Annotated in this window: 19 protein-coding genes and 1 tRNA gene; 15 read left to right on the forward strand and 5 right to left on the reverse strand. The window is 66.8% G+C overall.

The window, feature by feature from the left end; all coding sequences use genetic code 11:
- Positions 1–152 precede the first annotated feature (152 nt).
- On the forward strand, positions 153–1,547 hold the full coding sequence (locus AU072_RS13240) for a glycine--tRNA ligase (RefSeq protein WP_064414196.1): 1,395 nt from the start codon (positions 153–155) through the stop codon (positions 1,545–1,547).
- An 84-nt stretch (positions 1,548–1,631) separates the two neighbouring features.
- Here the strand turns inward: AU072_RS13240 and AU072_RS13245 are convergent, their stop codons facing one another.
- Positions 1,632–3,635 carry a TPM domain-containing protein gene (locus AU072_RS13245; protein ID WP_064414197.1) on the reverse strand — a complete coding sequence of 668 codons (2,004 nt, stop codon included), beginning with the start codon at positions 3,633–3,635 and terminating at the stop codon, positions 1,632–1,634.
- Between the two features lie 59 nt (positions 3,636–3,694).
- Between AU072_RS13245 and AU072_RS13250 the strand changes: the two genes are divergently transcribed.
- From AU072_RS13250 to AU072_RS13260, 3 genes are all read left to right on the forward strand, one after another.
- Complete coding sequence (locus AU072_RS13250; protein ID WP_064414258.1) at positions 3,695–4,951, forward strand: deoxyguanosinetriphosphate triphosphohydrolase; 1,257 nt, start codon at positions 3,695–3,697, stop codon at positions 4,949–4,951.
- A gap of 31 nt (positions 4,952–4,982) precedes the next feature.
- Complete coding sequence (dnaG, locus tag AU072_RS13255) at positions 4,983–6,914, forward strand: DNA primase (RefSeq protein ID WP_064414198.1); 1,932 nt, start codon at positions 4,983–4,985, stop codon at positions 6,912–6,914.
- A 63-nt stretch (positions 6,915–6,977) separates the two neighbouring features.
- Complete coding sequence (locus AU072_RS13260) at positions 6,978–7,268, forward strand: DUF7155 family protein (RefSeq protein WP_328586869.1); 291 nt, start codon at positions 6,978–6,980, stop codon at positions 7,266–7,268.
- Here AU072_RS13260 and AU072_RS13265 read toward each other — a convergent pair.
- On the reverse strand, positions 7,265–7,519 hold the full coding sequence (locus AU072_RS13265; RefSeq protein ID WP_064347626.1) for a hypothetical protein: 255 nt from the start codon (positions 7,517–7,519) through the stop codon (positions 7,265–7,267). The genes AU072_RS13260 and AU072_RS13265 overlap by 4 nt on opposite strands.
- A 146-nt stretch (positions 7,520–7,665) precedes the next feature.
- On the opposite strand from AU072_RS13265, the gene AU072_RS13270 reads away from it, so the two are divergent.
- The 4 genes from AU072_RS13270 (at position 7,666) to AU072_RS13285 (ending at position 10,971) form a co-directional block, all read left to right on the forward strand.
- Positions 7,666–7,738 (forward strand) — tRNA-Asn (locus tag AU072_RS13270).
- 74 nt (positions 7,739–7,812) lie between these two features.
- The gene (locus tag AU072_RS13275; RefSeq protein ID WP_064414200.1) at positions 7,813–8,184 is read left to right on the forward strand and encodes a hypothetical protein; all 372 of its coding nucleotides are present in this window, start codon (positions 7,813–7,815) and stop codon (positions 8,182–8,184) included.
- Positions 8,185–8,342: 158 nt separating this feature from the next.
- Positions 8,343–10,493, forward strand: coding sequence for a glycoside hydrolase family 183 protein (locus AU072_RS13280; RefSeq protein WP_064414201.1), 2,151 nt, complete (start codon positions 8,343–8,345; stop codon positions 10,491–10,493).
- A gap of 1 nt (position 10,494) precedes the next feature.
- Positions 10,495–10,971, forward strand: a complete 477-nt coding sequence (locus tag AU072_RS13285; RefSeq protein ID WP_064414202.1) for a hypothetical protein — start codon at positions 10,495–10,497, stop codon at positions 10,969–10,971.
- A gap of 7 nt (positions 10,972–10,978) precedes the next feature.
- On the opposite strand, the gene AU072_RS13290 is transcribed toward AU072_RS13285, so the two are convergent.
- Together AU072_RS13290 and AU072_RS13295 are read right to left on the reverse strand one after the other, a co-directional pair.
- Positions 10,979–11,287: a hypothetical protein gene (locus AU072_RS13290; RefSeq protein ID WP_064414203.1), complete on the reverse strand. Its 309-nt coding sequence runs from the start codon at positions 11,285–11,287 to the stop codon at positions 10,979–10,981.
- Between the two features lie 66 nt (positions 11,288–11,353).
- A complete protein-coding gene (locus AU072_RS13295; RefSeq protein ID WP_064414204.1) occupies positions 11,354–13,327 on the reverse strand; it encodes an acyl-CoA dehydrogenase family protein in 1,974 nt (657 codons plus the stop codon).
- A gap of 101 nt (positions 13,328–13,428) precedes the next feature.
- On the opposite strand from AU072_RS13295, the gene AU072_RS13300 reads away from it, so the two are divergent.
- The gene (locus tag AU072_RS13300) at positions 13,429–14,142 is read left to right on the forward strand and encodes a VIT1/CCC1 transporter family protein (protein WP_064414205.1); all 714 of its coding nucleotides are present in this window, start codon (positions 13,429–13,431) and stop codon (positions 14,140–14,142) included.
- Positions 14,143–14,429: 287 nt separating this feature from the next.
- Entirely contained in the window at positions 14,430–15,605 is a 1,176-nt protein-coding gene (locus AU072_RS13305; protein ID WP_064414206.1) for a cytochrome P450, read from the forward strand.
- A gap of 8 nt (positions 15,606–15,613) precedes the next feature.
- On the opposite strand, the gene AU072_RS13310 is transcribed toward AU072_RS13305, so the two are convergent.
- A complete protein-coding gene (locus AU072_RS13310; RefSeq protein ID WP_064414207.1) occupies positions 15,614–16,738 on the reverse strand; it encodes an acyl-CoA dehydrogenase family protein in 1,125 nt (374 codons plus the stop codon).
- A gap of 118 nt (positions 16,739–16,856) precedes the next feature.
- Here AU072_RS13310 and AU072_RS13315 point away from each other — a divergent pair, with 118 nt between their 5' ends.
- The 5 genes from AU072_RS13315 to AU072_RS13335 are packed head-to-tail and all read left to right on the forward strand — an operon-like array spanning position 16,857 to position 22,242.
- Positions 16,857–18,059 carry an acyl-CoA dehydrogenase family protein gene (locus AU072_RS13315; RefSeq protein WP_064414208.1) on the forward strand — a complete coding sequence of 401 codons (1,203 nt, stop codon included), beginning with the start codon at positions 16,857–16,859 and terminating at the stop codon, positions 18,057–18,059.
- 28 nt (positions 18,060–18,087) lie between these two features.
- Positions 18,088–18,939, forward strand: a complete 852-nt coding sequence (locus AU072_RS13320; RefSeq protein ID WP_064414209.1) for an MlaE family ABC transporter permease — start codon at positions 18,088–18,090, stop codon at positions 18,937–18,939.
- Positions 18,939–19,793 (forward strand): ABC transporter permease, encoded by an 855-nt coding sequence (locus AU072_RS13325; protein ID WP_064347644.1) that lies wholly within the window; start codon positions 18,939–18,941, stop codon positions 19,791–19,793. Before AU072_RS13320 ends, AU072_RS13325 begins: the two co-directional genes overlap by 1 nt.
- A 2-nt stretch (positions 19,794–19,795) precedes the next feature.
- Positions 19,796–21,172: an MlaD family protein gene (locus AU072_RS13330; protein WP_064414210.1), complete on the forward strand. Its 1,377-nt coding sequence runs from the start codon at positions 19,796–19,798 to the stop codon at positions 21,170–21,172.
- Positions 21,169–22,242: an MlaD family protein gene (locus tag AU072_RS13335; RefSeq protein WP_082680869.1), complete on the forward strand. Its 1,074-nt coding sequence runs from the start codon at positions 21,169–21,171 to the stop codon at positions 22,240–22,242. The genes AU072_RS13330 and AU072_RS13335 overlap by 4 nt, the downstream gene beginning before the upstream one ends.
- Position 22,243 lies beyond the last annotated feature (1 nt).

The following is a 22,243-nucleotide window of genomic DNA, read 5'->3' on the forward strand; positions in this document are numbered from 1 at the left end:
ACGCACTACGTTGAGACCAGGACCAGGGCAGGCCACCCCAACCACCATTGACAAACACCACTTACGAAGGTGTCTGTGCGCGAAATCACGGCGTGTCGCCGTCCAAATGCGGTCGCTCGGCGGCGGTGAGGGGGTCGCTAGGCTATGCAGTCGTGGCTCACTCTTCCTCGATCATCGACACCGTTGCGAACCTGGCCAAGCGGCGCGGTTTGGTCTACCAGGCGGGGGAGATCTACGGCGGCACCAAGTCGGCGTGGGACTACGGCCCGCTCGGCGTCGAACTCAAGGAGAACATCAAGCGCCAGTGGTGGCGGTCGGTGGTGACCAGCCGCGACGACGTTGTGGGCCTGGACTCGTCGATCATCCTGCCCCGTGAGGTGTGGGTGGCGTCCGGGCACGTCGACGTGTTCAACGATCCGCTCGTCGAGTGCCTGAACTGCCACAAGCGGCACCGACAGGATCACCTGCAGGAGAACTACGCCGAGAAGAAGAAGATCGAGGATCCCGAATCCGTGGCGATGAGCGAGATCGCCTGCCCGGACTGCGGGACCAAGGGCCAGTGGACCGAACCGCGCGACTTCAACATGATGCTCAAGACCTATCTCGGTCCGATCGAGACCGAGGAAGGCCTGCACTATCTGCGGCCGGAGACCGCGCAGGGCATCTTCGTCAACTTCACCAATGTGGTGACCACGCAACGTAAGAAGCCCCCGTTCGGCATCGCGCAGACCGGCAAGAGCTTCCGCAACGAGATCACCCCGGGCAACTTCATCTTCCGGACCCGCGAGTTCGAGCAGATGGAGATGGAGTTCTTCGTCGAGCCGTCGACCGCACGCGAATGGCACCAGTACTGGATCGACGAGCGGCTGCAGTGGTACGTCGAACTGGGCATCGACCGCGACAACCTCCGGCTCTACGAGCATCCGAAGGAGAAGTTGTCGCACTACTCCGACCGCACCGTCGACATCGAGTACAAGTTCGGGTTCCAGGGCAACCCGTGGGGTGAGCTCGAGGGCGTCGCGAACCGCACCGATTTCGACTTGTCCACGCACTCAAAGCATTCCGGTGCCGACCTGTCCTACTACGACCAGGCCAACGACACCCGCTACGTTCCCTATGTGATCGAGCCGGCGGCCGGGCTGACGCGGTCGTTCATGGCGTTCCTGGTCGACGCCTACGCCGAGGACGAGGCGCCCAACGCCAAGGGCGGCGTCGACAAGCGCACTGTGCTGCGACTGGATCCGCGACTCGCGCCGGTCAAGGCCGCGGTGCTGCCGCTGTCGCGAAACGAGGCGCTCTCACCGAAGGCGCGTGACCTCGCCGCGGAACTGCGCAAGTGCTGGAACGTGGAGTTCGACGACGCGGGCGCGATCGGGCGGCGCTACCGTCGCCAGGACGAGATCGGCACTCCCTTCTGCGTGACGGTCGACTTCGACACGCTCGAGGATCACGCCGTCACCGTCCGCGAGCGCGACGCGATGACGCAGGACCGGGTGTCGCTCGACAACGTCAGCGACTACCTCGCCGCCCGCCTCAAGGGCTGCTAGGCCCACTGCCGCGAGCGCCCGTGTTCGTCCGCAACACGCCGCGAAACTGTGACACGTCGCGGTCGCTCGCGCGCCCCGGGCGACCTAGAAGCGGCCGCCGCCGCCGAACATCCCGCCTCCGCCACCGGAGCCGCCGAACGAACCGGGGCTGAACCCGCCGCCGCCGAACCCGCCGAACCCGCCGCGCATGCCTCCGCTGAGGATGTTGCCGATGAGAATGCCGCCGATGATCGCGCCCATGTTGCCGCCACCACCGCGGCCACCCCCGAACGGTCCCATGTACGAACTCTGCGCGTTCTGCACGTCGGCGTTGGCCAGGTTCTGCGCCTGTGAGGCGAGCATCGCCGCGCCGTTGGCGTGCTTGATGGCCTCGGCCGGATCGGTGGCCCGCCTCTCTTCGGCCGCGCCGATCTGACGGACGGCCTCGGCCAGCCGGGTCCGGGCCTCGGGACCGACGATGCCGCGACGGGTGTCGATGAAGTCCGACACCGACCGCACCCGCGACCGCGCCGTGAACAGCGCCTCGTCCAGCGCCCGGTTGAGGCGTTCGGCGGCCTCCCGCTCCTGCTCGACGGCGGCCAGCAGCCGATCGAGATCCGCGTCGGCCTTCGTCAGTTCGGTGAAAGTCCCCAGCGGGTCAGCGGCTTTCGAGCGCTGCGCGGCGGCGACGGCGGCCGCTGCCGCGTCACGCGCCTCGGCCAACTGCGCTGCCTGCGGCACGTTTCCCTGCTGCAGCAGGGCGCCGGCCTGCTTGATGCCGTTCTGGATGTCCTCGATCGCGGCGGGCAACGTGGCAGCGGCGCGGCGGATGTCACTGGCGGCGCTGTCCACCGCGTCGAGCAGTCCGCGCGCCTGCGCCAGCGCCGACTCCGCCGCACGGACACATTCGACGAGCTCACTCTGGCGGCCCGGCACCGGGCGTGCGGCAAGGTCGCGCCCGCGGCTGATGCTCTCATCGGCGAAGTCGAGGAGCTCCTTGGCCGCGTCGACGTTTCCGGCCACCGAACTCAACGCCGTCGGGTCGAATTCGCTGTGCAGTTCGGCGAGTTTCTGACGCGACGGCTCGAGCCGGGCGGTGATGTCGACGACGCGCTGCGTCATCGAGTCCAGTTTCGACGGAGCGTTGATCACCAGGTTCCGCAGCTCGGTGAACGCGTCGCGCTGCGCGTCCAGCTCCCGGTCGGCCTTGGCCGCCGCGACGACCACACGGGTCAGCAGGTCGCGCCGCTGAGCCGGGGTTTCGGGGATGGCGTCGTCGAGGATCTGCCGGACGTTGAATGCTTGAGCGAGCGTGGTTTTCGCGTTGGTGACCGCCCGCGTGAACGGCTCGGTCCGTGCAGTGCCGAACTCCTCGACCGCCAACTCGAGTTCGTGGTCGCTGGTTCGCACCGCGTTGTCCACCTCGACCACCATCGCCCGCGACAGGTCGTCGAGCGCGTCCAGCGACACCGCCGCCAGGGCCTGTGGGTCACTCGGGTCGACTCTGCGCGCAGCGGCGAATTCGGCCTCCCGGCGCTTGCGCCGGCGCCGACGCCGCCAGATCATCAGCACCACCACCGCGAACGCGATCACTCCCAGGGCGATGAGCAATCCGACCCAGCTCAGACTCGAACCCGAGCTGCCCGATCGGGCGAGCCCGTCCGCGGCCGCGACCGCCGCTCCGGCCCAGTCACCGCTGCGCAGCGCGGGTTCGACGTCGTTGCGCCGCACGCTGTCCACCCGGCTCGAGCTCAACTCCGTTGCGCTGTCGGGCACCAGGAAGGCGTACGAACGGTCGACCGTGGCCACCGCCAACAGCGCGTCATAGGAACCCAAGTCGCTGATGCGCATGGTGTTGCGCGCCCACGTCTCGGCCGACTGACCGGAGAACGAGTCGACGTAGACGACCCACAACCGGGTCCTGCGGCTGTTGTAGAGCGAGTCGACCGCCGAGGTCACCTCCGCCCGGCCGGCGCTGTCGAGAACGCCCGCGTTGTCGGTGACGTAGCCCGGCAGTCGAAACGGTGGCTCGGCAGCCGCCGTCGGCGCGATGAGCGCGCCGGCGGTGAGCAAGGCGAGCACGAGGGTCAGCAAGCGGACGAGGCGCATGCCCGCCAATCTAGTGCGCGACACGGTGGGGCCGGTTGGTGCTGGCAGACTATCCGTCGGTGACAGGCAACGCAGATCCCTACGACGAGTTCGACCGCCGGCGATGGGTGGTCGAATCGCCCAAGAGTGCTGCGCTGCCCGGTACCGACGCCGAACACCGCACCGATTTCGCGCGTGACCGGGCGCGGGTGCTGCACTGTGCGGCCCTTCGCCGGTTGGCCGACAAGACGCAGGTGGTCGGGCCGCGCCAGGGTGAAACGCCGCGCACCCGGCTGACCCATTCGCTGGAGGTCGCCCAGATCGGCCGCGGTATGGCGATCGGCCTGGGCTGCGACCCCGACCTCGTCGACCTCGCCGGCCTGGCCCACGACATCGGTCACCCGCCCTACGGCCACAACGGCGAGCGCGCCCTCAATGAGATCGCCGCCGACTGCGGCGGCTTCGAGGGCAACGCACAGAATTTCCGAATCCTGACCCGCCTCGAGCCGAAAACCCTTGACGCAGAAGGCGGTAGCGCTGGGCTGAACCTCACCCGGGCCGCGCTGGACGCCGTCACCAAGTATCCGTGGCGACGCGGAAGCCGACCCGCCAAGTTCGGTTTCTACGAGGACGACCTGCCGGTGGCCGACTGGGTGCGCGCCGATGCGCCCGCGGAGAAACCCTGCCTGGAGGCCCAGGTCATGGACTGGGCCGACGACGTCGCCTACTCGGTGCACGATGTCGAGGACGGGGTGGTCTCCGGTCGCATCGACATGCGGGTGCTGGCCGACACGGACGCGGCGGCGGAACTGGGCCGGTTGGGGGAGTCGAGCGGGATGGGTGCCGGGCTGCGGTCCGACGACCTGGTGGCCGCCGCATCGCGGCTGTCTAACCTGCCGGTCGTGGCCGCTGTGGGTAAGTACGACGGCACGCTGGCCGCATCCGTCGCGCTCAAGAAACTGACCAGCGAGCTCGTCGGCCGGTTCGCGTCCGCGGCCATTGCGGCGACCCGCGAGGAATCCGGCCGGGGACCCCTGGTCCGCTACCAGGCCGATCTGCGCGTCCCGGAGCTGGTGCGGGCCGAGGTGGCCGTGCTCAAGATCCTGGCGCTGCAGTTCATCATGTCGGATCCCCGGCATCTGGAATTGCAGGCCCGGCAGCGCGAACGCGTACACCGCGTGGTGGCGTGGGTCGCCGCCGGCGCACCGGCAACGCTCGACCCGATCTTCGTACCGGCTTTCCACGCCGCCGGTGACGACGGCGCCCGCCTGCGGGTGATCATCGACCAGGTCGCGTCCTTCACCGAGGGCCGTCTCGAGCGGTTGGAACCCGCCTAGGCATCCGCGCGGGGCGCTCTAGACTGGCCCGGTGGCCGGCCGCATTCCTGATCGCGATATCGCGGCCATCCGCGACCAAGTCCGCATCGAGGACGTCGTCGGCGACTATGTGCAGTTGCGGCGCGCGGGCGCGGACTCGCTGAAGGGGCTGTGCCCGTTCCATGACGAGAAGTCGCCGTCGTTTCACGTGCGGCCCAATCATGGCCACTTCCACTGTTTCGGCTGCGGCGAGGGTGGCGACGTCTACGCGTTCGTGCAGAAGATCGAGCACGTCAACTTCGTCGAGTCGGTCGAGCTGCTCGCCGACCGCGTCGGCTACACGATCACCTACACCGGCGCCTCCACCACCAACGTGCAGCGCGACCGCGGCAGCCGCAGCAGGTTGCTGGCCGCCAACGCGGCAGCACAGGAGTTCTATGCGGCGGCGCTGGAGTCCGACGAGGCCGCACCGGCGCGGCAGTATCTGATCGAGCGCAACTTCGACGGCCAGGCGGCCAACCGGTTCGGCTGCGGCTTCGCGCCGTCAGGCTGGGACACGTTGACAAAGCACCTGCTGCGCAAGGGTTTTGAGTTCAAGGAGCTCGAGTCGGCAGGCCTGTCCCGGGAAGGCAAACGCGGCCCGATGGACCGCTTCCACCGCCGGCTGCTGTGGCCGATCAGGGCCAGCGGCGGCGAGGTGATCGGTTTCGGCGCGCGCCGGATCTTCGACGACGACCCGATGGAGGCCAAGTACGTCAACACACCCGAAACCGTTCTGTACAAGAAATCGTCGGTGCTGTTCGGGTTGGACCTGGCCAAACGCGACATCGCCAAGGGGCATCAGGCCGTGGTGGTCGAGGGATACACCGATGTGATGGCGATGCATCTGGCCGGGGTGACGACCGCGGTCGCGTCGTGCGGAACGGCGTTCGGCGACGAGCATTTGTCGATGTTGCGCCGACTCATGATGGACGACAACTTCTTTCGCGGCGAGTTGATCTACGTTTTCGACGGCGACGCGGCGGGCCGTGCCGCGGCGATCAAGGCATTCGAGGGTGAACAGAACCTGGCGGGCCAGTCGTTCGTCGCGGTGGCCTCCGAAGACAAGTTGGCCGGGATGGACCCGTGTGACATCCGGCTTCACTTCGGCGACGGTGCGCTGCGCGACCTGGTGGCACGTCGAACACCGTTGTTCGAGTTCGCGATTCGCACCGCGCTGGCCGAACACGACCTCGACAGCGCCGAGGGTCGGGTCGCCGCGTTGCGCAGGTGCGTGCCGATGGTGGCCCGCATCAAAGAGCCGATGCTGCGCGACGAGTACGCGCGCCGACTGTCGGGATGGGTCGGCTGGGCCGACGAGGGGCAGGTGCTCACGCGGGTGCGCGAGGAAGCCCAGAAGCGGGGGATGCCCGAACGCGCCGGTCGCAGGCGCGCCGCAAGCGAGCAGGCGCAGCCACGCAGGTCACGCACTCCTGACCCGGGTTCGCGGCCCGACCCCGCGGATCCGACGCTGTGGCCGCAGCGCGAGGCGCTCAAGGCCGCGCTGCAGTATCCCGCGCTCGCGGGGCCGGTGTTCGATTCGCTGACGGTCGAGAGCTTCACGCATCCGGGTTACGCCGCGGTGCGCGCGGCCGTCGACGCCGCCGGTGGCACGTCCACCGGCCAGTCCGGCGCGGAGTGGATCGAGACGGTTCGCACGCACACCGAGACGCCCGCCGCGGCGAGCCTGGTCAACGAACTCGGGGTGGAAGCCATCAACGTCGTCGACGACGAGCGGTTGCCGCGCTACATCGGCGGGGTGCTGGCCCGGTTGCAGGAAGTCTGGGTGGGGCGGCAGATCGCCGAGGTCAAGTCCAAACTCCAGCGCATGTCACCGGTCGAGCAGGGCGACGAGTACCACGCATTGTTCGGGGACCTGGTCGCAATGGAGGCCTATCGGCGCAGCCTTCTCGAGCAGGCCAGCGGAGACGACATCTCTGCGTAGCCCCCGGTAACGCGATATGGTGGGCGCGCTATAAACCGTGGGAACGGTCAGGAAGGCGTGGACGTGACATCGACCAACAACCGGGTGCGACGCTTCGTCGCTGCAGGCGCGTTCGCGGTGACCGCGGTCGCGGCGCCGCTCGCCGCCTCCGTGCTGTCCGAATCCGATGCAGCCCCGCCGCTCAGCCAGTGCCTGGCGTGGTTCGGGAACAAGGAGGACGGCCGCTGCCTCGGCGTCTCCAACGGCAACGGCATCAACGTCGGCACACCCGATATCGGCCTGAATCAGGGGCAGACCGGCGTCAACACGGGCCCGTTGGTCCCGGGCCAGACGATCACCGATCCGTACCGCTAACGGACCTTTCTCACCTGCGCAGTCTCGGGGCCGATGATCTCGGTTCCGTTGTCGATCTCGGTCAACGTGATCATCGGTGGGTCCGGTGACACCCGGTCGGCGATCTTGCGTCGTCCGGCGTCGAGCACGGCTTTTGCCGCGGGGCTCTCGGTGACCGCCTTGTAGGTGCCGGCGATCTGCTCATATCGGCGGCGGCCGGCCTTCGAGCCCAGTACATAGCCGACACCCAATACGACGAAATACCCGATCACAGGGTCCCTTCCAGAAACGGTGTGTTGCGTTCCATCCTGCCTCACGCACCTGAGAGCGCGAGGGGTGGCGGCGTATTGGCGACGCCGCCGACACGTACGCTAGAGTCAACCCCCGTCCCGCACACAGCGTGCCGGCGGGAGAGCAGTCCCCTGTAGCTCAATTGGCAGAGCATTCGGCTGTTAACCGAAGGGTTGCTGGTTCGAGTCCAGCCGGGGGAGCAACATCACCACTTTCGGGGTTCCCCACCGTGTCGGGCCAACCCATCGCACCTCGCGCAGCGCATGATGGGCGGATGGCTGATGCAGGCATCTGGATCGCGTGGGGCATCCCCACGCGCGGACGCGAAGTGCAAGCACTCGAACTTTTCCGGGAGTCCCTCGAGGGCTACGGTGCCCAGCTTCTGCGCGACGAGGCGATCGAGCGCTACGACGTCGCCGTCCTGCGCCCTCAGAACATGGAGCTCGGCGGGTTCGTCTTGATCCAGGGCTCGCAGGAGCAGATCGACGCGTTGCGCCGGACCGAGGACTTTCAGCAATTCGTGACTCAGGTTCAGCTGGTGGCCGACAGCGTCGGCATGGTCGACGCATGGGTCAACGACGGCCTCGGTGACGCGTTCAATCTGTACGAGAAAGCGCTACGCAAGGCCGGCCTGCTGACCCCTTAGGCGATAGCTCCTCGAACGGCCGGTAACGCAAAACCCCTACCCGGCGATGACTGCACTGACAGTTGTTGCGAATGGGACATCTGCCGGTTTTGCTGTACGCCCCCGTAACTGCTATTACATTGCTGCACGGGGCGGGGGATTTTCTTCGGAGGGCAAGCATGGGCGCAGCAAGGTACGTCGCCGAGTCGGACCCCTCGCCGTCGCCTTTGTCGTCGTCATCGTCGTTGTCGTTGCCGGTTCCATCCGAGGTCGAGGTGGACGTCGACGTCGACCCCGTTGTCGACGTCGAACCCGTCGTCGACGTCGCAACACCGGTACCCGACGTCGCGGACCCGGTCGCAGTCCCCGTGCCACCACTGGTGCTGCTCGCCGACTCCGAATTAGAAGACTTGTCCGATTGCGAGTCGGTGGTGTCGGCCACCGCGAAACCGTGTCCCACGGCAATCGCCGTGCCCACCCCCACCGCGACTGCAACCCCGGAGCCGAAAGCGACGCCAACCGCGGAGCCGACGCCAACCGCCGAGCCGACGCCAACACCGACCCCGACACAGACACCGACGCCGGACCCAACACCCTCCGCCGAGCCGAAGGCGACCACCGAGCCCGGTAAGGATTCCAAAACCGGCGAAGCGGACCCGTCGTCGCAGCCGAAACCCGACGCAACGTCGAACACCTCCACGCAGGACGCGGGCACCACGACCGACACGGCTGCAATGCAGTCGCTTTCCGACCCCGCCGCGACGCTCCAGGAACCGCCGAAGTACGTCATGTTCGCCGATGCACGGTCATTGGCGACGACGGCGATGAACAATGCGTCGCCGTTGATGCTCGCCTACCAGCCGACGACCGTGACGCCCGCGGCTCCTGCCAACCTCTTCACCGCGGTGACGAATCTGGTCACCAACACGATCAACTGGATTCTCAACCCGCTGGCCGGCACGGCGCCGACGTCACCCGCGCAGCCACCGCTGATCTGGGGCCTGCTCGCCTTCGCGCGTCGGGAGTTCGAGAACTTCTTTGCGGCGCTGACGGGACGGCCGACCACCACACCGACAGCGATGACCCCGACGCTGATGGTGGCGGACCCGATGGCCAGGATGGCGCTGACGGCCGCCGAACCCTTCACTCCGCTGTACTCGCCGTTCCCCAACACGCAGGTGAGCCCGTCGACGCAGTTCGTCTCCTGGGTCACGGGCCCGTGGTCGTACCCGGGCAATCCGCTCATGGCCAACACCGTCGACCGGTTCTCGGTCGGTGGTACTGACCTCGGCATCATGTGGGACAACGGAATCGAGGACGACCCCAACACTCCGGAGAACGAACATCAGGTCCTGATCGCGTTCGGCGACACGTTCTTCGACCAGAACATGACGGTGGACTGGCGGTCCAACACCATCATGCGGACCTCCGACTGGTACCTCGCCAACGGCATGGAGATCCCCGACGGCGAGTGGTACAACGGCAACATGTTCGGCGGCGCGCCGTTGGGCCCCGACGGTTACCCGACTCGCGCCAGGCAGGTCATCTTCCCCGAGGGCCTGCCCGCCGGGATCACCCTGATTCCGACGGCGGGGATCTCGGTGCCCGTGGAAGGCTCCAAATTCGGAGCGATCCAATACGTGAGTTTCATGTCGGTGACCCAGTGGGGCGCACCCGGTACCTGGACGACGAACTACTCGGCGATCGCCTGGTCCGACGACAACGGCGAAACCTTCCATGTCGCACCGGAAACCGTTCGCTACAACCAGCCGTGGAGCGGCAACCAGAACTTCCAGCAGATGGCCTTCGTCCGGCCCGGCGACGGATACGTCTACGCGTACGGAACTCCCAATGGCCGTCAGGGCGCGGCATACCTGGCGCGGGTACCCGAGCAGGACATTCTGGATTTAAGCAAGTACGAGTACTGGAACGGCAGCAGCGCCTGGGGAGGAGCTCCGGCCGGCTGGGTCAAGGGCAACCCCGCCGCGGCCACATATATCTTCGGAGTCGAGCAAGGTGCCTGCGGCGCCACCTACGCCGGCAACCAGGTCAGCGAAATGTCGGTGCAGTACAACAAACAGCTGAACAAGTACGTCGCCCTGCACGGCGACCAGTTCAACAACATCGTGATGCGGACGTCGGACACCCCGCAGGGCGCATGGTCGGGTCCGAAGGTGTTGATGAACCAGCAGCCCGGCGGCATCTACGCCCCGATGATGCATCCCTGGTCGCCGTCGACCCAGGGCACCGGCACGGATCTGTACTGGAACCTGTCGGTGTGGGACTCCTACAACGTGGTGATGATGAAGACCGACCTGAGCAAGGTGTGACGTGTTGAGGGCGGCACTGCTCGGCATGCTGGTCGCACTCGTCGGTGCGCCGGTCGCGTGCGCAGAGCCCGCTCCGCCACCCGGACCGCCGCCGCAAACCGGTCAGTGCACCGCCGATCTCGAGGGCGCCAGGACGCAGTCGCCGGGTACGGACACCGTTTCGGTGTGCCGGGGCGGCGCGTGGCAGGACGTCACCGGTCCGCAGCCGCCCGCCGACCGCTGGGTGAGCCAGGCAGCTCCGTTGAAACTGCACGGACAGGGCATGCGCAATCCGGACATGGCAGCGGGCAAATGGGTTGGGAAACCGCAGGACTCGAGCACGACGTGCCGCGCCCAGCAGCAGGTGGTCGTCAGCCCCGGCGAACTCAGCACACCGACGATCGTCGAAGGGAAGCCTGGCCAACCGCTACAGTTCGACATACCGCCGAGGATGTTTCTCATCGAACTGAGCGGTGACTGCCTATGGACGCGGAGCTGATCGGCCGTCAGGCACCGCAGTAGATGGGCGTCCCGGTGAACAGGTCCCTACCGCAGATGGCACCGGGCGCCGGCGGCGGCGCCGGATAGAGGCGACCGCTCTCATCGATGAGATCGTTGCCCTGATACCGGTACTGGTGGCAGACGTTCCAATCCCAGTCCAGGTTGCGGTCCGACGCTGCCGAGGGCGGACTCTGGCCGGGGCACCAGCTGAACCAGTAGTAGTCGGCACCGGCGCCGCTCGCCAATCCCAATCCGGCCAGCGCAAGACCGCCGGATACCGCCGCTGCTGCGGCGAATCGCGAAAGTTGTTTCATGATCGCTTCCTTCGTCGTGAGGTGCGATCAAGTACAGACCGTGAGAGCGGCTACCGATCCCAAGAACTACTTCGGTTCGATCGTGCCCGAACTGATCGCGTTCTGCTCGGTGTGCTCGTCGGCGTCGGGGATGCGCTCGGGATGCAGCATCTCCGCGTAACGCAACTGTTCGGGGATGCCGAAGCCGTCGACGAGAAGTTCGGCGTACGGGCGCAGCGTCCGGCAGCGTTCGTTGACGCCACGGGTGACGGCCTTCGCGCGTTCGGTCGAGATGAACCTGTGCTCGATGAACCACGCTCGGTCCTTTTCGATCACCGACAGCGCGTACAGATCGCACACCATGTTCAGGATCTTGCGCGCCTCTTCGTCCTCGCACGCATCGATGCCGGCGACGAAGGCTTCCAAGATCACCCGGTCGATGTGGGCCTGGGCGCAGTGCAGCACGTGGTCCTGCACCGCGTTGAAGGCGTCGAACTCGCTCATCTCCTTCGACTTGCCCTGTAGCCGGCGCGCCACCGTGGACAGCATGTATTCCTCGCGGTCCTCGAACATCTTGACCTGCGTGCCGCGGTTGAACAGGCTGCCTTCCTCCTCGTTGTCCTGCCGGGTGTCGAGGATCGTCTGCATGATCGTCTCGGCCGCAGTGCGTTTGAGCACCCGTTCACCGGCGAAGTTCGCGGCGAACCGCACCCATTCGACCGGGCTCATGCTCTTGACGTCGTCGGCGTACGCGGTGAGCAGCTGCTTGGCCACCAATTGCGTCAGGACGTGGTTGTCGCCCTCGAAGGTGGTGAACACGTCGGTGTCGGCTTTCAATGCGATCAGGCGGTTCTCGGCCATGTAGCCCGCACCGCCGCAGGCCTCGCGGGCCTCCTGGATCGCGCGGGTGGCGTGCCACGTGTTGGCGGCCTTCAGCCCGGCCGCGCGGCCCTCGAGCTCACGCTGCTCCTCCGGGTCGGGATCCTCGGCGCTCTGCAGGTCATGGCATTTGGCGACGAGTTCGTTCTGCGCGAACTGCAGCGCATACGATTCGGCGATCAGCGGCAGCAGCCGGCGCTGATGCACCAGGTAGTCCATGATGACCACCTCGTGGTCCTCGCCCGGCGCCTCGAATTGCCTGCGCTGCAAGCCGTATCGCGTGGCGATGTCGAGTGCGACGCGGGCCGCGGCCGCCGCGCTGCCGCCCACCGTGACCCGGCCCCGCACCAGCGTGCCGAGCATGGTGAAGAAGCGGCGGCCGGGGCTCTCGATCGGTGAACTGTAGGTGCCGTCGGGCGCGACGTCGCCGTACCTGTTGAGCAGGTTCTCCCGCGGGACGCGGACCTGGTCGAACTGGATCCGGCCGTTGTCGACGCCGGGCAGACCGCCCTTGTAGTGGCAGTCCGACGTCGTCACCCCGGGAAGGTCGTTGCCGTCCTCGTCGCGGATCGGCACCAGCACACAGTGCACACCGTGGCCCTGCCCGTCGGGAGTGATCAGCTGGGCGAAAACGGCGGCGATGCGGGCGGTCTCGGCGGCCCCGCCGATGTAGTCCTTGCGCGCGGTCGGTGTGGGGGAGTCGACGACGAACTCCTCGGTGGCCGGATCGTACGTGGCGGTGGTCTCCAAGGCCTGCACATTGCTGCCGTGACCGGTCTCGGTCATCGCGTAGCAGCCCAGGAGCTCGCAGTCGATGATCGGCTTGACGTACTTCTCGTGGTGTCGCTCGGTGCCGAGGTTCTCGATGGCCCCGCCGAACAGCCCCCACTGCACACCGGCTTTCACCATCAGCGACAAATCGCTCATCGCCAGCATCTCGATCTGGGTGACGGCCGCACCGACGTCGCCGTTGCCGCCGTGCTCCTTCTTGAAGCCGTCCTCGGCGGCCCCCATGGCCGCCATGATCTTGAGCTGTTCCGCCACCTTCGTACGGGCGATGACGGTGTTGGGGGTGTAGTGCGGTCGGAAGATCTCGTTGGAGAGCTCCTCGCGCATCCGGTTCTTCACATCGCGCCAACGGCCGTCGAGCGCGTTGCGCAGATGTTCCGCAGTGGTGGTCATGACTCGACCGTAGCCGTCCGCGCGCTCCTGCAAACTGTGATGTGCTAAACCCAGGCAATCCTCACTGGACCAGGCGAAATCCGTGGCGTTGAATCATCCTCATGTCCGCCCCGACCGGAGTGCCGCACACCTCGACGCACCGCCACGCCGATGTGACCGGCGGCTGGTTGCGCGCGGCCACCTTCGGGGCGATGGACGGTCTGGTCAGCAACACCGCGCTCATCGCGGGGGTCGCCGCAGCGGCCGACCCCGACACCGTCGTCATCAGCGGCGTCGCGGGGCTGTTGGCAGGCGCGTTCTCGATGGCGCTGGGGGAGTACACCTCGGTGACCACCGCCAACGAACAGATCGAATCCGAGGTACTGGTCGAGCGACGAGCCTTTCGCAAGCACCCGCAGGCCGAGAGGGCGGAACTGGTGGCGATGCTGATGGACATGGGCATGACCCGCGATACCGCGCTCAAGGCCACCGACGAGGTCCATCGCGACGAGAACCGGGCCCTGAACTTCCACCTGGTCCAGGAGCTCGGCGTCGACCCCCGGGAGAAACCTTCGCCGTGGGTCGCGGGTGGGTCGTCGTTCCTGATGTTCACGCTCGGCGCGATCATCCCGCTGATCCCGTACCTGCTCGGCTTCCACTCGCTGTGGGCAGGGCTGGCGTGTGGTGGCGTGGGCCTGCTCGTCGCGGGGGGTGTGGCCGCGCGTTTCACCGGGCGACCGATATGGTTCGCCTCACTACGTCAGCTGGCATTCGGGACGATGGCGATCGCCGCGACCTATGTCGTCGGACTGTTGGTGGGTACGTCCGTCACGTGAGTTCGGGCGGTCCCCGTCGTGACCGTGTCTGCTGAATCTCTCAAGGCGCCTCGCCGCCGCACGACTGTTGATACGGTCCAGGCGTCCTGCGTATCCCTCCGTAAGAAGCCAAGGAACTGCGAATGACGACGGACGTTCCGACCGCGGGTGCGCCGTCTGGCCGCAGTCCCGTCCGACGTCATCGCATGTGTGCCGAGTAGCGAAATCAGCTGGTGGACAAAGGAAGCGAAGTTCGCTGATGAGAGGTTGACGATGTGACGGCTCAACAGCGGGTTGGACAATGCCCGGTGGACACGTTCGAGCTGGCGGCTCTCGCCGGACCGGCGTTGACGGGTTTCGCGAACATCGATTCTCGCCAAGACCGGATGCGTCCGGTGTTCCGCAACACCGAGGGCGAAGCCGGCTATTGGATGTTCACCGACTACGCCGCCATCCTCGAAGGCCTGCAACATCCGGAGATGTGGTCGAGCAGCGTCATCGTGCCGACCGATCCCGACCCGCCCTATCGGTGGATCCCGGTGATGGTCGACCCGCCGCAGCACGCCAAATGGCGACAGGTGCTCGCCGAGTACTTCTCGCCGGGCCGGGTGAAGGGTCTGCGCGACGAACATCGCAGGCTCGCAGCCGAACTCGTGGAGCAGGTCTCGGTCAACGGCTCCTGCGAGTTCGTCAAGCAGGTGGCCAGGGTGTTTCCTTCGCACATCTTCCTCGACATCATGGGCATGCCGATCGAGCGACTGGACGAGTTCCTCGACTGGGAAGACAAGATGCTTCACCAGTCGGGCACCGGCGACGAAGCCATGGCGATCCGACTGGAGGGCATGACGCAGGTGGTGGGCTATTTCCAGACGCTGATCGACCAGCGCCGTACCGACGCGGATCCCGATGCCCACGATATCGTCACGGCCGCCCTCGGATGGACGATCGACGGTGAGCCGGTCAGCGACGGCGACCTGCTGAACTGCTTGCTGCTGTTGTTCATGGCGGGCCTGGACACCGTGGCGAGCCAGCTGTCGTACGCGATGCTGCACCTGGCCACCCATCCCGCGGACCGCGCTCGCATCACGGCCGAACCCGATCTCATCCCGCGGGCCATCGAGGAGTTGCTCCGGGTCTATCCGATCGTGCAGACCGCCCGAAAGGCGACCCAGGACATCGATTTTCACGGATGTCCGGTCAAGGCCGGCGACATGGCCTCGTTTCCGCTCGCGGCCGCGGGACGGGACGAGACGGTGTTCCCCCGGGCCCGCGAGGTCGATCTGGATCGCGGCATCACGCGGCACATCTCGTTCGGCGCCGGTCCGCACCGCTGCCTGGGTTCGCACCTGGCGCGCCAGGAGATGACCGTGTTTCTCGAGGAGTGGCATGCGCGCATCCCGGACTACCGGGTCACGGCACCACCCGTCGAGCACGCGGGGCAGGTATTCGGGCTGGACTCGCTGCAGCTGAGTTGGGAGAACTGAGGAAGTCGTCAGGCGGAGGCGAGGGCCTGCGCCCGGAACAGCTGCTCGCGGTGGTGGTCGGCGTCGCCGTAGAGCGCGGCGCCCACCCGGGCCCGGCGCAGGTACAGGTGCAGGTCGTGCTCCCAGGTGAAACCGATACCGCCGTGCAGCTGCAACGCCTCGCCGGCGAGCCTGTTGACCGCGTCGGAGACGTACGCCTTGGCCACGCTGGCGGCGTGGGCGCTGTCGTGGTGTTCGCTGTCGAGGGTCATGGCGGCGAAGTACGTTGCCGCGGCGCAGGATTGACTCCAGATCCGCATGTCCGCGCACTTGTGTTTGACGGCCTGGAAGCTGCCGACCGCCCGGCCGAACTGAACCCGTTCCTTGACATAGGCCACCGTGACCTCGAGCAGTCGCTCGCCGATTCCGACCAGTTCGGCGCAGGTCAGCACCGCTGCAAGCTGGCCGGAGCGGGCGATGGACTCCTCGGCGGCGGCCCCCTCGGCAAGCACCGCCGTGCCCTCCAGCGTCACCCCGTCAAACACGACGTCGCAGAATCGGCGGGTCACGTCGAGCGTGTGCTGGCGCTCGATCTTCACACCGGTTGCCTCGGCGGGTACCAGGAAGCGCGCCGGACGTCCGTCGAGCACGGCGTCGACCAGAAGCGTCGCCGCCGAATCGGCGTCCTGCACCGATGCCTTCGCGCCGTTGAGCACGTACCCGGAACCGTCCCGTGTGGCGGTGGTCTGGATTCCCGCCACCGACCAGGGTCGTCCCACCTCGGCGAACGCCCAGGTCGCCGTCTGCGTACCGGAGGCCAGCGCCGACAGCAGCTCCGCTCGGCCCTCCACGGTCGAGCGGGTGACCGCGTCTGCCACCACGGCGGTCGGCAGGAAGGGTGTACTCGCCAGTCCGCGACCCAATTCGACTGCGACCAAAGCCCATTCGATGACCTGCTGACCCAGCCCCCCGTCTGCCTCGGGAATGGCCAAGGCGGGCCAGCCCAGCTCGGCTCCCTTATGCCACAACTGCTGGTCGTATCCCGCCGGCCCATCGATCAACGCCCGGGCCGCCTCCACCGACGACTGCCGCTCCAACAACTCGCGGGTGACCTCGATCAGCCCCCGTTGCTCGTCGGTGAGGTCGAAATTCACGGTGTCTCCTTGGCTCTGATCGGTGACGGAAGGACCGGATCCGGAAAAGCCTTCACAAGATACAGGATACTGATTAAGCTCGATTGCTGGTTCGACCATTCGATGGAGAGGGGTTGAATTGCACCTCGAACAGGACACGCACCTCGACTTGTTGCGCGAGCGGGTGCGTGCCTTGGCCGCCAGCTGTCAACCGCCTCGACATGGTCGAACCGGCGTTCGGGCTCCGGAAGCGCACGACGTCCCGAAACTCCGGGAATGGACCGCGCGGCTGTTCTCCGAGCAAATGCTCGGCGTGAATTGGCCGGTCGAATACGGTGGACTGCCCGACGCGCATCCGCTGCACGAGTCGGTCGTGATCGACGAGCTGATCCGTGTGAACGCGCCCGGCCCGGTGGGTGGCGGGATGTTGGCTGCCGCGGCGATCATCGCCTCAGGGTCCGCCGAGCAAAAGGACTACTTTCTGCCACGCATCCGGTCCGGGGAGCACATCTGGTGTCAGCTGTTCAGCGAGCCGGATGCCGGCAGCGACCTCGCGGGCCTGCGCACCCGCGCACGTCGCGACGGGGACGTGTTCGTCATCGACGGCCAGAAGGTGTGGACCACCAATGGCCAGCACGCCGACTGGGGCTATTTGCTGGCCCGCACCAATACTGAGGTCCCCAAGCACGCGGGCATCACGGCCTTCGCTCTGGACATGTCGCTGCCGGGAGTCACGGTGCGGCCGCTGCGCGAGATCACCGGGACGGCGGACTTCAACGAGGTCTTCCTGGACGGGGTGCGCGTTCCGGCCGAGCACGTGATCGGCGAAGTCGATCAGGGCTGGGCCGTGACCACGGCCAGCCTGGTGCACGAGCGTGCGGGTGCGGGCAGCGGTGCTTCGCTGTTCGGTGCGCTGCAGCGGCTCGTGCGGTTGGCGGGCGCGCTGCCCGACGGCTCCGGCTCCGAGGACGGTGGCACGGCCGGCTCGGCGCTCGACCGCCGGGACGTGCGTCAGGCGATCGGAGGCTTCGTCGCCGACGTCCACGTCAACTCGTTGGTCGCGGCATACAACGAGAGCAGGGCGCTGCACGGCGGCGCCGACCTCGCTGACGCGCCGGTGTCGAAGATCCTCTTCAGTCAGATCAACCTTGCGCTGCACGAATACGGTCTTCAGCTGCAGGGCCACGACGGCGTTCGAATCGAGACGGATCCGCATGTGCGCGACGGTGGTTGGTGGCAAGATGCGTTTCTCTACGGGAGGGCGTTCACCATCGCCGGAGGGACCAACGAGGTTTTGCGTAACGTCATTGCAGAGCGGGCGCTCGGACTACCACGTGGCTGACGGCTCGTGAGTGCGGGATGACTGCGGAATGAGTACGCCACGTCAGGTGTACCCCAGCCCGCTTGGCGAGGTCGGCGACTGGGGGCGCGGCTATGTCCAGCGCCACCCCGTCGCGGCGCTGAATACCGTTGGCAGTCAGTGCATCCTCGGCCTGCAGGCAATCCGGTACCTGATCGTCGACATCGTCAGGTGGCGGTTCCCGTTCTGGGAGTTCGTCGAGCAGGCCGCGTTCATGGCGTCGACGGCGATGTTGCCCACCATGTGCGTGGCAATCCCGATCGGGGTGACGCTGCAGATCCAGTTCGCCCTGTTGGCCGGGCAGGTCGGCGCCACCTCGCTGGCCGGCGCCGCCAGCGGACTCGCGGTGATCCGTCAGGGCGCGCCGCTGGTGGCCGCACTGCTGATGGCGTCCGCTGTGGGCTCGGCGATCTGTGCGGACCTCGGATCGCGCACCATCCGTGAAGAGGTCGACGCCCTTGAGGTACTGGGTATCTCGGCGGTACGCAGGCTGGTCGTCCCCCGGTTGGCGGCGGCCATCGTCGTCGGTGTCGCACTGACCGGACTGGTGTGCTTCATCGGTTTCCTCGCCGGCTATCTGTTCAACACCTTCGCCCAGAACGGTGCTCCGGGTAGCTTCGTGATGACCTTCGCGTCGTTCGCGACGGTCGGCGACCTCATCCTCACCCTGATCAAGGCAGTCGTGTTCGCCGCCATCGTGGCAATCGTCGCCTGCGACAAGGGACTTACCACCAAGGGTGGACCGGCGGGCGTGGCGAACTCGGTCAACGCCACCGTGGTGGCCTCCATCCTCCTGCTGATGATCACCAACGTGGTGTTCACCCAGATGTACGTGCTGCTGTTCCCCAAGGCAGCGCTCTGATGGCGGCGCCTTACTACCCCAAGGGTGTTCGCCCGATCCTCACCGCGTCGACATCGGTGGCCGGCCTCGGTGTCCGGCTGGGCCACATGCTGACCTTCTTCAGCCGCGCGGTCGCCGGATTCCCGCTGGCGGTCACCCGGTATCGCAAGGCGTTCCTCACCATCCTGTCCGACGTCACGTGGGGTAACGGATCGATCGTCGTCGGTGGCGGCACCGCATGGGTGATCATCCTTCTCGGGGCGACGGCTGGCGCGATCGTGGGGATCGAGGGGTACCAAGCGCTGCACCTGCTGGGCATGGAACCCGCTGCGGGACTGCTGTCTTCGACGGTGTCAACCCGGGAGCTCGCGCCGGTGATGGCCGCGCTGGCATTCGCCGCTCAGGCCGGCTGCCGGTTCACCGCGCAGTTGGGCTCGATGCGGATCTCCGAGGAGATCGACGCCATCGAGTCGCTGGCGATCCGTCCGCTGCCGTACCTGGTCAGCACCCGGCTTCTTGCCTCGGTGGTGGCGATCATCCCGCTCTACATCCTGTGCCTGGTGGTGAACTACGCGGCGGTGCAGAGCATCGTGACATTCGCGGGCGGCTTGTCGGCGGGGTCCTTCGAGCACTACTTCCGGCTGGTACTCACCGGCCAGGACATCGTGTACTCGGTGATCAAGGCGATCGTCTTCGTGATCATCACATCCACAATCCAGTGCTACTACGGCTATTTCGCCGCTGGTGGGCCACAAGGGGTCGGTATCGCCGCCGGCCGCGCGATGCGGGCGAGCATCTCGGTCATGATCATCGCCAATCTCCTTCTCACCATCGGGCTGTGGGGAATCGGCTCCGGCGCAAGGCTCGGAGGCTGACGATGACACAGAGCTTCGAATCGGCGGCGAAACCCGTATCCGACGCTCGGCTGCTGCTGCGCGGGGTCGCGCTGCTGCTCGGCACGGTCCTGTTGGCGGCCGCGGCGATCGCCAAGTCCGAAGGGGTGTTCTCGAACCGGGTCGAAGTGGTCGCTTTGCTGGCCAACGTCGGAGACGGGCTGCCGAACGGCTCCGACGTCAAGTTCCGCGGCGCCCTGGTCGGCACCGTCGAAGGCGTCACACCGAGCATCGACGGTGGTGACAACGAGGTCGACCTGAGCCTGGACCCCCACTTCGCGCACGCGATTCCCGCCACGGTCACCGCGCGTGTCGTTCCGGGCAACGTATTCGCGGTGTCGTCGATTCAGCTGGTGGACAACGGATCCGGTCCTGCCTTGCGATCTGGCGCGCAGATCCGCCAGGACGACAGCCTGGCCACCGTCCAGTTCCAGACCGCGCTGTCGAAGCTGCGTGAGGTGCTCGCCGCCGCGGGCCGGCCGGGGTCCAGCGACACCGTCGGCGTGCTGGCCGCCGTCGCCGAGGCCACCAGCGGTCGGGGTGACGAACTCGAACGGGCGGGCAGCGGGGCCAACCGCATCGTCGACGAACTCAACCGCGTGATGGCCGACGACGGCACCGAGGCCACGCTCTCGGTCTTGTCCGAGGCGCTGGCCGGCCTTCAGACCAGCTCACCGGACCTGCTGGACGCCGTGCACAGTGCGGTGGTGCCCATGCGCACCTTCGCCGAGAAGCGTCAGGACCTTGCCCATTTCTTGTCGGCCGGACACACGACATTCGGTGAAGTGGGCACCGCCTTCGAGAACAACACCGACCGGATGATCGTGATCACCACCCAACTGTCCCCGGTGATGGGCGTAATGGCGGACGGTGCGGGCGCTTTCGCGCCGATCGTCACCCGGATCAACGACGTCACCAACCGCTTCTTCGACCACGTGTGGCATGAGGACAAGAACATGGCGGTCGGAAAGTTCATGCTGGTTCTCACGCCGAACCGGATGTACACCCGTCAGGACTGCCCGCGCTACGGCGCACTCGAGGGACCGAGCTGTCGCACCGCTCCACTGACCGCCGACCCGCCGGTGCTGCCCCGGCAACTCGACCCGCGCAACTACCAACCGCCCGGGGGCAATGTGGGTTCGGTCGGCAGCCCCGAAGAACGCGCGCAGCTGAGCGAACTGCTCGGGCCAGAACCGAATGCCGCCGCGGAGTTGCTGTTCGGCCCTGTTGCTCGGGGCAACACCGTGCAGATCGTCCCGGATCCGTCGGCGCACGCTGCCGCACCGCCACCGGGACCGCCTCTGCCCGCGGAGGCCGCGCTTCCCGGGCCCACCGGTGCAGAAGGGAGCAACGGCCCGTGACGTCGACCGGCCCACCCGTCAGGACCCCGTTGAGAAGGCACATCCGCCCGCTGACCGGGCTGTGCATATTCCTCGTCGTCTGCCTGGCCTTGATCTGGACGGTGTTCGTCACCTTGAAGCGTGAGGTGGACGGCCAAACCCATTCGTACAACGCGATCTTCACCGACGTGTCCGGGCTCAAGGTCGGTGACGAGGTGCGGATGGCGGGGGTCAAGGTGGGCCGCGTCGACGACATCGCGCTCGACGGAACCGATGCGCGGGTGCAGTTCCAGGTGCAGTCGGAACAGGTGCTCTACGGAAACACCAAGGCCGCGATCGTCTACCAGAACATCATCGGCCAGCGCTATCTCGGCCTGTCGTTGGCCGACTACGGTGACCCGCGGGTGCTGCCCGCCGGTGCGGTGATCCCCGTCGAGCGCACGGAGCCCTCGTTCGACATCTCGCGGCTGCTCAACGGGTTCGAGCCGCTGTTCGCGCTGCTCAACCCCGACCAGGTCGACAATCTCACGACCGCCATCGTCCGGTCGCTGCAGGGCGACACCGGCGCGATCGCGACCATGATCTCCGAGACGACCCGTCTCGCGGAGTCGTACTCGGGCACCGACGCGATCCTCGACGGCGTGCTGATCCATCTGAACAAGGTCGTGGCCTCGTTGGCCGACCACGGTGGCGCGTTGAACGATACCATCGATTCGGCGGAGACGACGTTCAACGGATTCGCCGCGCGCCGTGCCGAATTCGTCGACTCGATGGACCAGGTGTCGATCGTGGGCGAACGGTTGGCCAACGTCATCACCGACGTGCAACCGGACATGCGGGAATGGCTGGCCCGCGAGCCGGGTTTCGCCAAACACTTCATGGAGGACAAACAGGGATTCGCCTATATGGCCTTCAACACGCCCTTGATGCTCAAGGGGCTGGCCAGGTTCAGTCAGGGCGGGGCGTACCTCGACGTGTACGCGTGCAACCTCACCGTCAGCCAGTTCCCGCGCATCGACAGCCTGATCAACGCGATCGTGCGGGAGGGTACGCCCGAAGACCGTCTGACCTACAGCCAGAAGTGTCGGTGAC

This window comes from Mycolicibacterium novocastrense (assembly GCF_001499835.1).
Taxonomy (GTDB): Bacteria; Actinomycetota; Actinomycetes; order Mycobacteriales; family Mycobacteriaceae; genus Mycobacterium; species Mycobacterium novocastrense.